The sequence below is a fragment of the Methylobacterium sp. 22177 genome (genome assembly GCF_052045615.1).
GTDB classification, from domain to species: domain Bacteria; phylum Pseudomonadota; class Alphaproteobacteria; order Rhizobiales; family Beijerinckiaceae; genus Methylobacterium; species Methylobacterium radiotolerans.
On sequence record NZ_JBQEPK010000013.1, the window covers coordinates 93,550 to 105,328 of the forward strand.

The 11,779-nt window shown below is 71.6% G+C and carries 14 protein-coding genes; 9 read left to right on the top strand and 5 right to left on the bottom strand.

Annotated elements, in window-relative coordinates:
• Positions 1-37 precede the first annotated feature (37 nt).
• Both ACTJK8_RS14430 and ACTJK8_RS14435 read right to left on the bottom strand, forming a co-directional pair.
• Positions 38-967 (bottom strand): hypothetical protein, encoded by a 930-nt coding sequence (locus ACTJK8_RS14430; protein ID WP_440762092.1) that lies wholly within the window; start codon positions 965-967, stop codon positions 38-40.
• A gap of 40 nt (positions 968-1,007) precedes the next feature.
• Positions 1,008-2,198, bottom strand: a complete 1,191-nt coding sequence (locus ACTJK8_RS14435; RefSeq protein ID WP_012320535.1) for an inositol-3-phosphate synthase — start codon at positions 2,196-2,198, stop codon at positions 1,008-1,010.
• 337 nt (positions 2,199-2,535) lie between these two features.
• Here ACTJK8_RS14435 and ACTJK8_RS14440 point away from each other — a divergent pair, with 337 nt between their 5' ends.
• The 7 genes from ACTJK8_RS14440 to ACTJK8_RS14470 all read left to right on the top strand — a co-directional run bounded on the left by ACTJK8_RS14440 (position 2,536) and on the right by ACTJK8_RS14470 (position 9,063).
• Entirely contained in the window at positions 2,536-3,756 is a 1,221-nt protein-coding gene (locus ACTJK8_RS14440; protein WP_012320536.1) for a transglycosylase SLT domain-containing protein, read from the top strand.
• Between the two features lie 480 nt (positions 3,757-4,236).
• The gene (locus tag ACTJK8_RS14445) at positions 4,237-4,473 is read left to right on the top strand and encodes a DUF6894 family protein (protein WP_012320537.1); all 237 of its coding nucleotides are present in this window, start codon (positions 4,237-4,239) and stop codon (positions 4,471-4,473) included.
• Positions 4,474-4,590: 117 nt separating this feature from the next.
• Positions 4,591-5,652, top strand: coding sequence for an MBL fold metallo-hydrolase (locus ACTJK8_RS14450; protein ID WP_012320538.1), 1,062 nt, complete (start codon positions 4,591-4,593; stop codon positions 5,650-5,652).
• Between the two features lie 185 nt (positions 5,653-5,837).
• Positions 5,838-7,457, top strand: a complete 1,620-nt coding sequence (locus ACTJK8_RS14455; RefSeq protein ID WP_024829222.1) for an ABC transporter substrate-binding protein — start codon at positions 5,838-5,840, stop codon at positions 7,455-7,457.
• 98 nt (positions 7,458-7,555) lie between these two features.
• Positions 7,556-7,801, top strand: a complete 246-nt coding sequence (locus tag ACTJK8_RS14460) for a hypothetical protein (protein ID WP_024829221.1) — start codon at positions 7,556-7,558, stop codon at positions 7,799-7,801.
• 196 nt (positions 7,802-7,997) lie between these two features.
• The gene (locus ACTJK8_RS14465) at positions 7,998-8,411 is read left to right on the top strand and encodes a histidine kinase (RefSeq protein ID WP_012320541.1); all 414 of its coding nucleotides are present in this window, start codon (positions 7,998-8,000) and stop codon (positions 8,409-8,411) included.
• A gap of 355 nt (positions 8,412-8,766) precedes the next feature.
• Positions 8,767-9,063: a hypothetical protein gene (locus ACTJK8_RS14470; RefSeq protein ID WP_440762093.1), complete on the top strand. Its 297-nt coding sequence runs from the start codon at positions 8,767-8,769 to the stop codon at positions 9,061-9,063.
• 73 nt (positions 9,064-9,136) lie between these two features.
• Here ACTJK8_RS14470 and pcaD read toward each other — a convergent pair whose 3' ends face one another.
• Both pcaD and ACTJK8_RS14480 read right to left on the bottom strand, forming a co-directional pair.
• Positions 9,137-9,934, bottom strand: coding sequence for a 3-oxoadipate enol-lactonase (gene pcaD, locus ACTJK8_RS14475; RefSeq protein WP_012320543.1), 798 nt, complete (start codon positions 9,932-9,934; stop codon positions 9,137-9,139).
• A gap of 88 nt (positions 9,935-10,022) precedes the next feature.
• The gene (locus ACTJK8_RS14480) at positions 10,023-10,295 is read right to left on the bottom strand and encodes a DUF2061 domain-containing protein (protein ID WP_012320544.1); all 273 of its coding nucleotides are present in this window, start codon (positions 10,293-10,295) and stop codon (positions 10,023-10,025) included.
• Positions 10,296-10,502: 207 nt separating this feature from the next.
• On the opposite strand from ACTJK8_RS14480, the gene ACTJK8_RS14485 reads away from it, so the two are divergent.
• A complete protein-coding gene (locus ACTJK8_RS14485) occupies positions 10,503-10,772 on the top strand; it encodes a hypothetical protein (RefSeq protein ID WP_012320545.1) in 270 nt (89 codons plus the stop codon).
• A 54-nt stretch (positions 10,773-10,826) separates the two neighbouring features.
• Here ACTJK8_RS14485 and ACTJK8_RS14490 read toward each other — a convergent pair whose 3' ends face one another.
• Positions 10,827-11,210 (bottom strand): hypothetical protein, encoded by a 384-nt coding sequence (locus ACTJK8_RS14490; protein WP_012320546.1) that lies wholly within the window; start codon positions 11,208-11,210, stop codon positions 10,827-10,829.
• 138 nt (positions 11,211-11,348) lie between these two features.
• Here ACTJK8_RS14490 and ACTJK8_RS14495 point away from each other — a divergent pair, with 138 nt between their 5' ends.
• Positions 11,349-11,777 carry a DUF1810 domain-containing protein gene (locus tag ACTJK8_RS14495; protein ID WP_012320547.1) on the top strand — a complete coding sequence of 143 codons (429 nt, stop codon included), beginning with the start codon at positions 11,349-11,351 and terminating at the stop codon, positions 11,775-11,777.
• Positions 11,778-11,779 lie beyond the last annotated feature (2 nt).

The window sequence follows — 11,779 nt, forward strand, 5'->3', positions numbered from 1 at the left end:
GGAGCCGCCCGGGCAGATGGGCGACCGGGTCCGGCGATCAAGGGATGCGCATGTCGGCGAGGACACGATCGTGGAAGCCCTTCACCGGGCCGGCATGGACCAGCTCCCACTCGTCGAGCACCATCCCCATCGTGGTCGAGGCCCCGCGCAGGTGCTGGGCGATCTGGAGGACGCGGTCGATGCAGTCGGCCGCGTGGAAGGCGCGGCCCTCGGCGGTGGCGTCGTCGGGCAGGATCGCGCGGGCGCGGTCGACCTGGCCGCGCAGGGGCTCGCCGAGTTCATTGAGCGCCCAGGCGGTGGTGGTCGCCATGATCGGCCCGAGATGGTCGCCGAGCAGCATCTCGCCGGTGAAGCCGGCATCCGGCATCGCGGCGTTGTGGAAGTGGTGGGCCATCGCGGCCAGGAACACGGTGCCGGGATCGGCCCGGTAGAACGGGCTGAGGCAGACGCCGTAGACCGCCACGATCAGGCAATGCTCGGCGTGGTTCTCCGGCGGCTCCAGCAGGATCCGGGCGCGGCCGGGACAGGTGACGCCCGCCCGCGGCTGCTGCGCCAGGGCGCCGACGAAGCCCGGCAGCGGCCCGGGCCGGCCCGCCGGACGCGGCGCGAGCCGCGCGCGCAGGCGGTCGCGGAGATCGGGATCGAGGTCCCCGGTGACGGCGTCGAAGCCCGACACCAGCACCGCGGAGGCGGCCTCGTCCGAGAGCCCCGCCGCGGTCAGGAAGGCCGCGTCGAGGTCGCAGAGGCGCGTCGCCGCGAGGGTGACGGCCGCGATGTCGAGGGCGACGTCGTCGGGCGCGCCGCCGCCGGTGAGGAGCCCCCACCCCTGCGCGAACAGCCGCTCGGCAATCGACCCCTGGCGGCCCGCCGAGCGGACGCGCTTGAGGTCGTTCATCTCGACCAGGAGGTCGCGCAACGCCTCCGGCGCGGCGGTGCCGGAATGGGGCGACTGAGTCTCGCTTGGCATCGTCTCGTTCCGAAAAGCCGCCCCCTGGTTTCGACGACGCCTAGTGCACGCCCAGCCAGTCGCGGAGCATCTGCTCCTGCTTGCCGAAGGCGTGCTCCGGCCCGTGGCCGTTCTTCACCATCGGCGCCTTGAAGAAGGTGGAGAGCTGCTCCTGCACGCCGCCGTCGCCGCGCTTGCTCGCGAGATCGAGCACGCGGGCGATCTCGATGACGAGCGGCGCGGCCAGGATCGAGTCCTTGCAGAGGAAGTTGACCTTGATCTGCATCCGCTGGCCCATGAAGCCGGTGACGTCGATGTTGTCCCAGGCCTCCTTGTCGTCGCCGCGCGGCCGGTAATAGTGGATGTGCACCAAGTGGTCCTCGACCGGGTAGCCGAGGATCGAGTCGAGCACCGTGCCCTTGGTGTTGAGCTTCGACTGCAGCGAGTTCGGGTCGTTCAGGGCGAGGCCGTCGCGGTTGCCCAGGATGTTGGTCGAGAACCAGCCGTCGACGTGGAGCGCGCGCGCCTTGAAGGCGGGGGCCAGCACGGTCTTCATCATGGTCTGCCCGGTCTTGCCGTCCTTGCCGGCCACCGGGACGTTCAGCTCCTTGGCGAGCTCCAGGAGCGCCGGCACGTCGGCGGCCACGCTCGGGGTGAAGTTGGCGTAGGGGATGCCGCTCTTGATCGCCGCGTAGGCGTAGAGCATCGCCGGGGAGATCGCCTCGTCGCTCGAATCCAGGCCCTTCTCGAAGGCGGCGGTCGAGTTCAGGGTCGGGTCGTTGAGGTCGGGCCAGCGCTCCGTGGAGGCGAGGTTCACCACGACGACGTCGTCGAGGTTGCTCTCCTTCTGGAAGCGGCGGAGGTCGTTGGCGATCACCGAGACCGCCTCGCGGTGGTCCTTGGCGACGATCCGGTTCTGGCCGTCGATGTTCTTGCAGAACTTGGCGCTTCCGACCGCCGGCCAGGGCGTGATGCCCTTCAGGACCTGGGCGCCGTTCTCGATATCGTCCTTCGAGAGCACGCCGTGCCCGCTCGCCGCGGAGGCGAGGTCGTCGCCGTTCAGGTCCCAGCCGCCGAAGACGAGGTCCTTGTAGTCGGCCATGCCGGCCACGGAGAGACCGGCGAGCGGCAGCCCGTCGAGACGGTTGGAGCCGGATTTGATCATCTCGATGCCGGCGATGGCAGTGGTGGCGACAGCGCCTCCCATGCCTACGAACGCGACACCGACGCGGCGACCGGACTGCATGCTCATCGGTAACTGATGTCCTTGTGCGGACGCGGGTGGCGTCTTGAAGGGTCCGTCCTGGGACGGAAATTCGCCCCCCCGGGGCCGTACCTAACTGGCTCGGCGGTGCCGCGTTCCAAGCCGAATGCGACAACATTGCCCCAACGTCCACCCGCGCGGGGCCGGCCGGCGGCGTTAACGCGACCCTAAGGAGCAGGGTTAACCCTTCCTTGACCGTGCCACGCTTGGATCACGGGGCCGTCCCATTCTGGTCACGGCCGGCGTCGATAGGGCCGCCGCTTCCGGAAAAAACCCGGCCGTCAGAGCCGGGCGGACGCAAGGACCGATCTGAAGAGGACCAATGATGGGGGTTTTCCCGGAGCCGGCGCGTCGCGCCGACGACGTGAGCCGACTCGTGCCGCAGACCCTGACCGGCACGGGCCATTTCGAGGATGAAGCCGTGGCGTGGCTGCCGCGGGCCGGACGCGAGACAGGGCGCCGGTCACTTCGCCGCACCGGCCTCGGCCGGATCTCCGGGACGCTGGCCCTGGGGCTCGTCGCCGGGTTCGGCCTGCCGCAGGCCGCCTTCGCGCCCGCCTACTTCGCGCCGGCCGCCCAGGCCCACGACCGGGTCGACACCAGCCCGCGAGCCGCGCATGCCCTCGCACAACGCGCGTCCGAGCCCGCGGTTCCCGCGGAGGCGCCGGCGGCCAAGGACGCCTGGAACGGCCTGCCGGTGCCGGAGCAGGAGCCCGCCACCACGGCCCTGATCCAGGAAGACCTCGCGGCCCTGCCGCGGGTCACGCAGGAGCAGGACGCGGTCAAGTTCGGCGAGCGCAGCGTGCCGCGCAAGGTGGTCGACACGATCGTCAAGGCCTCCGACGAGGCCGGCGTCGATCCGGTCTACATGATGGCGCTGGCCGACAAGGAATCGAGCTTCGACACGGACGCGAAGGCTGCCACATCCTCGGCGCAGGGGCTGTTCCAGTTCGTCGCCCGCACCTGGCTGGAGATGATCCGCGATTACGGCGCCCGCTACGGGCTCGCCGAGGAGGCCGCCGCCGTGAAGGGCCGGGGCGCCGCGATCACCGTCGCGGGCAGCATGCGCGCCCGGGTGCTCGGCCTGCGCAACGACCCGCGCGTCGCCGCCCTGATGGCGGCCGAGCTGATCAAGCGCGATCGCGAGCGGATCGAGGCCCGGGTCGGGCGCGCGCTCACCACGACCGAGCTGTACCTCGCCCATTTCCTCGGCACGGCGAGCGCCGGCCGCTTCCTGTCGCTCTCCTCCGAGAAGCCCGACGAGGTCGCCGGACGCGAGTTCCGCACGGCGGCCCGGGCCAATCGCAGCCTGTTCACCGAGAAGACGGGCGGCAAGCGCCGCAGCCTGACCGTGTCCGAGCTGCACGACCGGATCGACGGCATGATCGACCGGCGGCTGACCCGCTACCAGGGCGTGGCGGCGGTCGCCGAGGCCCTCGACAAGGCGCCGGTCCAGAGCGACGTCGCCGCCGCCGAGGAGACGGCTCCCGTGGCCGGCAACCGCCGCGTCGAGGTGACGGAGGCGCTGCCGCCGGACGGGGTGTGAGGACCCCGTCGGGGCGCCCGCTCGCCTGAGCCAATTGCCTGAGCAAGTTGGATCGCCGCTTCGGCGCGCCGGGTCTGTCGGATGGACAGTCCTCCCTGCCGACATCGTCCCCGATCGAGGCGCCGTCCCCGATCGAGGCGCCCAGATGTCACCTCGGGCGGATCTCGGGCAGGCCCGAGACCCGTCGGGAGAGGGGGGCGTGAAAATGAGGAATGGCGCGGCTCTCCCGCACGGAATCGTCGTCGTTCCGAACCGTCGCGACGCGATCGGGAACGGCTCTCGCGCCGACCGCGGTTCCGGCTTCCGGCCCCGCCCGCGGCGCCCCGGAGCATCCGGCGGTTCAGGGGCGGCGCATCGGGGCCGGAGACGGGCTCTCGCCCGAGCGTCGAGCAGCGTCAGACCTCGGCTTTTAAGGCACTGTTAACCATAGCAAGACCAATCCTGTCGGCAGACTACTTCTCTAAGAGACGCTTGGCGCCGATGCCCCGCTACTTCATCGATCTGCACGACGGCTCGCAGCCGATCCACGATGAGGTCGGGTTCGACCTGCCGGATCTGCCGGCGGCCCGCGCCAAGGTCACCCGGATCATGTCGGCGATCGCCCGCGACATGCTGCCGGACGTCGAGCGCCAGGATTACGTGGCCTGCGTCCGCGACGGCGTCGGCAAGGTGGTCTACCGGGCGCGCCTGTCCCTCGCCGCCGAGATGGTGGAGTGAGGCGGGCGTCCTCCGCGCCCGCGATGCGCCCCTGAGACCGCGCCGAATCCGCCCTGAGGCTCCCCGCCGCGCCGCGGCAGCGCTTGACCGCCCCCCGGTTCCGGCCATCTCGGATCCATGAAACGGCGCAGCCTGCTCACGGTCGCGAGTGCGGCCACGGTCATGACGCTCGGCGGCGTCGGCTACGCCGCGCACCGGCGCGGACGGAATCCCTATTACCGCGGCCCGACCTCCGACCATTTCGACGGGCTGCGGTTCTTCCTGCCGGGACAGTCGACCGACAAGGCGCTGCCGGACGTGCTGCGCTGGCAGGCTAAGCGGCAGCGCGAGCCCTGGCCGAAGAGCTTCCCCAGCCCCTATCCCGCCGACCGGCCACCGGAGCGGGTCGAAGGCCTGCGGGTCGTGCTGATCGGCCACGCGAGCTACCTCGTGCAGGTCGCCGGCCGGAACATCCTGATCGATCCGGTCTTCGCCAAGCGCGCGAGCCCGGTCCGCTTCGCCGGGCCGAAGCGCGTCAACCCGCCGGGGATCGCCCTCGCCGACCTGCCGCCCATCGACGCGGTCCTCATCACCCACAATCACTACGACCATCTCGACGGGCCGAGCCTCGCCCGGATCTGGCAGGCGCACCAGCCGCTGATCGTGGCGCCCCTGGGCAACGACACGATCCTGCGCGGCTACGACGACACGATGCATGTCGAGACCCGCGACTGGGGGGAGTCGGTCGATCTCGGCGACGGGCTGCAGGTCCACCTGACCCCCGCGAACCACTGGTCGGCCCGGGGCGTCAACGACCGACGGATGGCACTGTGGTGCGCCTTCGTGCTGACCTCGCCCCGCGGCGTGCACTACCATGTCGGCGATACCGGCTTCGGCGACGGCGCGCTGTTCTCCGACGTCCGGGCCCGGTTCGGGCCGCCGCGCCTCGCGACGCTGCCGATCGGCGCCTACGAGCCGCGCTGGTTCATGCAGGCCCAGCACGTCGATCCGGCCGAGGCCGTGAAGGCCTTCACCCTGCTCGGCGCCGAGCAGGCCCTCGGCCACCATTGGGGCACGTTCCAGCTCACCGACGAAGGCATCGAGCGGCCCGTCGAGGCGCTCGCGGCGGCCCTCGGCGGCGCCGGTATCCCGGCCGAGCGCTTCGTCGCACTCCGGCCGGGCCAAGTCTGGGAGGCCTGACCCGCGCTGTCTCCGGGCTGTCTCCGCGCTGTCTCCGGGAAGCGGCGGCAGGCGCAGGCGGGCATTGGGCACGATGCGTGCATCATTCTGTATGCAGCATGGGGAGGAGGCTGGGGCAGCGCCGTCGCGCGCCTGACGGCCGGTGCCGCTCCGTGCGGCGCCCGCGCCTTCAGCCGAGAGACACGATGGACCCGATCAAGCCGACACGCCGATCCCTGATGGCCGGGGGCGTCGCCCTCGCGGCGCTGGGAGCGGCGGGCCGGGCCGGCGCGCAGGGCGCGGCCCCCGGCACCCTGACCTACGGCATCTCCATGACCGACCTGCCGCTGACCACCGGGCAGCCGGACCGGGGCGCGGGCGGCTACCAGTTCACCGGCCTGACCCTCTACGACCCCCTGGTCGCCTGGGAGCTCGACGTCGCCGACCGGCCCGGCAAGATGGTGCCGGGCCTCGCCACCGCGTGGGAGGCCGACCCGGCCGACCCCAAGGTCTGGACCTTCCACCTGCGCGAGGGCGTGGCCTTCCACGACGGCTCGGCCTTCGATGCCGACGCGGTGATCTGGAACTTCGACAAGGTGCTGAACAAGGAGGCGCCGCATTTCGACCAGCGGCAGGCCGCCCAGGTCCGCCCACGCCTGCCCGGGGTCGCGAGCTACCGGAAGCTCGATGCCAAGACCGTCCAGGTCGTCACCAAGACGCCCGACAGCCTGTTCCCCTACCAGATGCTCTGGTTCCTGATCTCGTCGCCGGCGCAGTACGAGAAGGTCGGGAAGGACTGGGCGAAGTTCGCCTTCGAGCCCTCGGGGACCGGGCCGTTCCGGATGGGGCAGCTGGTGCCGCGGGTGCGCCTCGAGCTGCTGCCGAACGTCGGCTACTGGAACCCGAAGCGGGTCCCGAAGCTCGCGAAGCTGACCCTCACCTGCGTGCCCGAGGACCTCGCCCGGGTGAACGCGCTCCTGTCCGGCAGCGTCGACCTGATCGAGGCGCCCGCGCCCGACGCGGTGCCGCGCCTGAAGGCCGCCGGCATGCGGGTCGTGGGCAACGAGACGCCCCATGTCTGGAACTACCACCTGTCGATGCTGGAGGGATCGCCCTGGCGCGACCTGCGCCTGCGCAAGGCCGCCAACCTCGCCATCGACCGCGCGGGCGTCGTCGAGCTGATGGGCGGTCTCGCCCAGCCCGCGGTCGGGCAGGTCCAGGAGTCGAGCCCGTGGTTCGGCAAGCCGGGCTTCAGGATCCGGACCGACGTCGAGGCGGCGCGCAAGCTCGTCGAGGAGGCCGGCTACTCGGTGAAGAACCCCGTGAAGGCCACGGTCCTGATCCCGACCGGCGGCACCGGGCAGATGCTGTCGCTGCCGATCAACGAGTTCGTCCAGCAGAGCTGGGCGGAGATCGGGATCCAGGTGGAGTTCAAGACCGTCGAGCTGGAGGTCGCCTACACGGCGTGGCGCCAGGGCGCCGCGGATCCGAGCCTCAAGGGCGTGAGCGCCGGCAACATCGCCTACGTCACGTCCGACCCGTTCTACGCGATCCTGCGCTTCTACGATTCGCGTCAGATCGCGCCGAACGGCGTGAACTGGAGCCACTACCGCAACCCCGAGGTCGACGCCCTCTGCGACAAGGTGAAGGCGAGCCTCGACGTGGCCGAGCAGAACCGGCTGCTCGCGCGCATCCACGAAATCGTCGTTGACGACGCCGTGCAGGTCTGGGTGGTTCACGACACCAATCCGCACGCGCTGTCGTCGCGGGTGAAGAATTACGTCCAGGCGCAGCACTGGTTTCAGGACCTCGCGACGCTCGCCTGATCCATCCGGAACTGTGAGGCGCGCGGGAAGAACGGGAGAACATCGGGAACGATCGGCGCGAAGACGGGTTGGACCCCTAACGCACGAAGGAGAGTCCCATGAAGACCCTGCTTGCCGGCGCCGTCCTGGCCGCCTCCCTCGCGAGCGTCGTCCCCGCCGCGGCGCAGCGAATCGAGATCGGCCCCGACGGGCCGAGCGTCGACCTGCGCTCCCGCGCCAATCGGGAGCGCGACTTCCGCCGCGAAGAGTATCGACGCGACCGCGCCTACGACGAGGACCGCCTCTACCGGCGGCAGCGCTTCGACGACGACCGCCCGGTGATGCGGCGCGGCTACGGATACTGACTCGCCGCGCGGATCGCCGTCCGGTGATTGCGCGTCCTCTTCGGGGGCCGGCTCGCGCCGGCCCCTTTTTCTATGCCGACTCGCCGGCGACCGAGCCGAGACGGCGCGCTCAACCCACAGGGTCGAATTTCGCACTTGCAGCACGGCGAGTCGGAGACTAGGAAGATCGAGCATCAAATTTCGGGAGCATCTGGCAATGACCCTCCGTTTCATCAGTGGCTTCGCGGCGGTGACCCTCGCGGTGTGCGGCCTCTCTGCTCCGGCCGCTCTCGCCAAGCCGGTGAGCGGAGCGAGCGCCGTCAAGATGATCGACACCGACAACGACGGCACCGTCGACATGAAGGAAGTGGAGGCGGTGGCCTCGGCGACCTTCGACCGTCTCGAGAAGGACTCGGACGGCACGCTCGACGCCAAGGAGCTGAAGGGCCGCCTGAGCAAGGCCGGCGTGCAGCAGGCCGATCCGGACAACGACGGCACCCTGGACAAGAAGGAGTACCTCGCGGCCGTCGGCGAGCGCTTCAAGATGGCCGATCCGGACAACGACGGCACGCTCGACGCCAAGGAGCTGAACTCCAAGGCCGGCAAGGCCCTCCTCGCCCTCATCAAGTAATACCGGCCGGACGCTCCTGATGGTGCGTCGATGAGTGAGGCCCCCGCGGAGCTGCCGCGGGGGCCTCACCGCGTTTTAACCATCCGTTCACCTTGCCGGACCGCGCCATCCGCCGGATTTGCACGCAAAAGTTGTGGTTTGTCGCCGACCTTTTCTGGCATGCCCCCGCATCGGCCCTCATACGGCATCGGGCATCGGCGTCTCCGCGCTCCGTCGCGCGGGCCGGCGGACCGTTCGGCACCCGGTTTACCCATCCGGAGAGATGCGACGCTCGACCGCTCGCCGGGCACGCCGGGGGGAGTTGACGGCTCGCAACCTGTAGGTGCACCCTCGAGCTGGTTGAGGGACCAACACGATGCGCAACGGCTCACCAGAGGACGAAGCGAACGCGAGACGCCGCGCGGAACTGTGCGCGCTGGCCGAGGGGCGTGACACCGGCACCGGGCGGGACGCCGACGTCGCGGATGCGGACCCGACGGACCGGCTCGGCGAGCTCGGCGAGCTCGGCGACGCGCTGCTCGCCGCCTATCAACTGGCCGAGCAGGACGGCGATCCGCTGACCGTGGCGCTGCTCGAACAGGCGCTGCTGCGGACCGGGCGGCGCCTGGCGCGCGGCATGTCGCCCGCCGATGTCGGCATCGCCTGCCACTGAAGCGGCGCAGGATCCCGCTCGCGGCGCGCGACCCCTCCCCTGAGGCGATCGCCGGGACGCCGCGGCGGCCCGGCTACGCGCCCGGCGCGGCGCGGTCGAGGAAGGCGCGCAGGTAGGCGCCGACCGCGTCCGCGCGCTCGACGGCCAGCAGGTGCGCCGCGCGGGGCAGCACGACGAGCTCGGCCTGGGCGATGCCGCCGCAGATCTCCTCGGCCATGGCCGGAGGTGTCGAGGGATCGTCGCGGCCGGCGATGACCAGGGTCGGCGCGGTGATGGCTCCGAGCGCCGGACGGAGATCCATTCGTCCGATCGCCCCGCAGCAGACCGCGTAACCGGCCGGATCGCAGGCCAGGAATCGCTCGCGGACAGCCCGGACCGCCTCGGGGTCGCGCGCCGCGAAGCCCGGCGTGAACCAGCGCCCCAGCGTCGCCTCGACCACGGCCGACGTTCCCTGGGCGCGCACGGTCGCGGCCCGCTCATCCCAGCTCTGCTGGCTCGGCAGGAAGGCCGCCGTCGCCATCAGGGTGGCACTGAGCGCCCGTCCGGGATCGGCGCTCGCCAGCGCCTGCACGGTCATCCCGCCGAGCGACAGGCCGACCAGATGGGCCCGGCCGATGCCGAGGGCGTCCAGCAGGCCCGCGAGGTCCCCGGCCAGATCCGCGATCGCCGTGGGCCGGTCGCGCGTGTCCGATCCGCCGTGGCCGCGGGTGTCGTAGCGCAGCGTCCGGTAGCGTCCCGCGAGCGCCGGCAGGAGCGCGTCCCACATTTCAAGGGTCGCCCCCAGCGAGTTCGAGAAGGCGACGACCGGAGCGTCCTCGGGACCCTCAAGGTGGTAGCGGAGGCCGAGTCCTCCGACGGTGATCTGCGGCATGCGGCTCTCTCCGGTCCGGGCTCTCGAGGGTGTCGCGCCGGCGGGCGGCGGGGCGGGGATCGCGGGCATCGCCATCCCCCGACGGCATTCAGGCGCGACCAAGGGGAATCAGGCCCCAGCCACGCTCGTGGAGGTAGTACAGCACGGTCTTGGTCACGGTCTCGGTCGAGGCGATCGAGCCGGCGACCAGCACGCTTCCGGTGAACAGATAGGACAGCAGCAGCGTGTCGAGGCTCCCGACGACGCGCCAGCTCATGGCCTTGGCGATCGAGCGGAGGCGGCTCTCCCCGGCCGGGGACGCGCCCGTCCGGGCGGGCTCCGGCGCGCGGCCATCTTGGGTCGGGACGTTGTCGGCGGGCATACGGGCTCCCTGCTGTCCATCCGAGACACGCGCGGCGGCGCTGTCCGTTGCGGGCCGCGCCACCGGATGCCGTCCCGTCGGACCGCCCGGCGCGCGGATGACGATGCCGCGAGCCCGGCGATCCGGAGGATCGTCTTCAACATGAGCTAATGCGCCGGCGGCCGAAACGCTCGACAAGAGCGGCGGCGAGGCCAGAGGAGATCAGCGATGCACGAGCCTGCGATGGGCGACGCCGCGACCCGCCCGGCGGAGTTCTGGGACACGGTCGGCGGTCTGGTGACCGCGAAGGTCGAGCCGGTGATCGGCCGCGCCGACAAGCAGCGCAGCCCGGTGATCGACTACCTGCGCGACCTGGAGGCCCTGGCGCGGCGCCAGTGCAGCAGCCGCGAGACGGTCCAGATCATCGCCTCGGGGCGGCGGCTTCTCGGGGACCGCAGCGAGATCGGGCCAGCGGACGGGCCGTTCACCCGCGCCTGAGCCGGGCACCCGGCGCCGCGGGCGATCGCGCGGCGGGTGCGGCCGGGCTGCCCATCAGGGCCGCCCGCGCCCCGGCGGCCGAGCGGGCACCGCCCGCGCCGCCCGCGACCGGACCAGGTAGATCGCCGCCGCCACCGCCCAGGCGGCGCAGGTCGGTGCCACCCATTGCTGCAGGTTCGGCAGCGACCAGCCGTACAGGAACTCGGCGCCGAGATGCGCCTGCACGGCGTCCCAGCCCGCATGCTTGATGTCGTGCTCCCGCTGCCCGGCCTCGCGGCCGTAATAGTAGGTCGAGACCACGAGCGCCGCGACGCCTTCCGGGCGGGGGCTGCGCAGCAGGATCAGCGCGGCCGCCATTCCGGCGGTCTCGGGGATCGCCGTCAGCGCGTGGCTCATCGCCGGGTTCGCGACCATGTAGGCGACGAGCGTTCCGAGCATGGGCGGCGCTTACACCAATCCCGACGCGGCGTCTGCGGCGACCCGGATCCGCGCCCGCGTTCGCGCGTGCCTTCGCGCGTGCATCCGCTGCCGGCGCCGCGCGGTTGACCCGGCGAGGCAGGGGCATCGGAGCCGCGCATGACCGACACCTACGAACTCGGCCGCTTCGTCGCCGCGCAGGAGGGCGTCTACCCGCGCGCCCTGGCGGAATTGCAGGCCGGGGACAAGCGCAGCCACTGGATGTGGTTCGTCTTCCCGCAGATCGCCGGGCTCGGCGCGAGCCCGATGGCGCAGCGCTACGCCATCGGGTCGCTCGCGGAGGCCGAGGCCTACGCGGCGCACCCGGTGCTCGGCGCGCGCCTGCGCGCCTGCACGGCGGCCGTCAACGCCGTCGCCGGGCGCTCGGCACACGCGATCTTCGGCTCGCCCGACGATCTGAAGTTCCGCTCCAGCATGACGCTGTTCGCCCGCGCCGTGCCGGGGGAGCCGGTCTTCGCCGACGCGCTCGCGCGCTACTTCGACGGCGTCCCCGACCCGCGGACTCTGGCGAAGCTCGGGGCGGGCTAGGG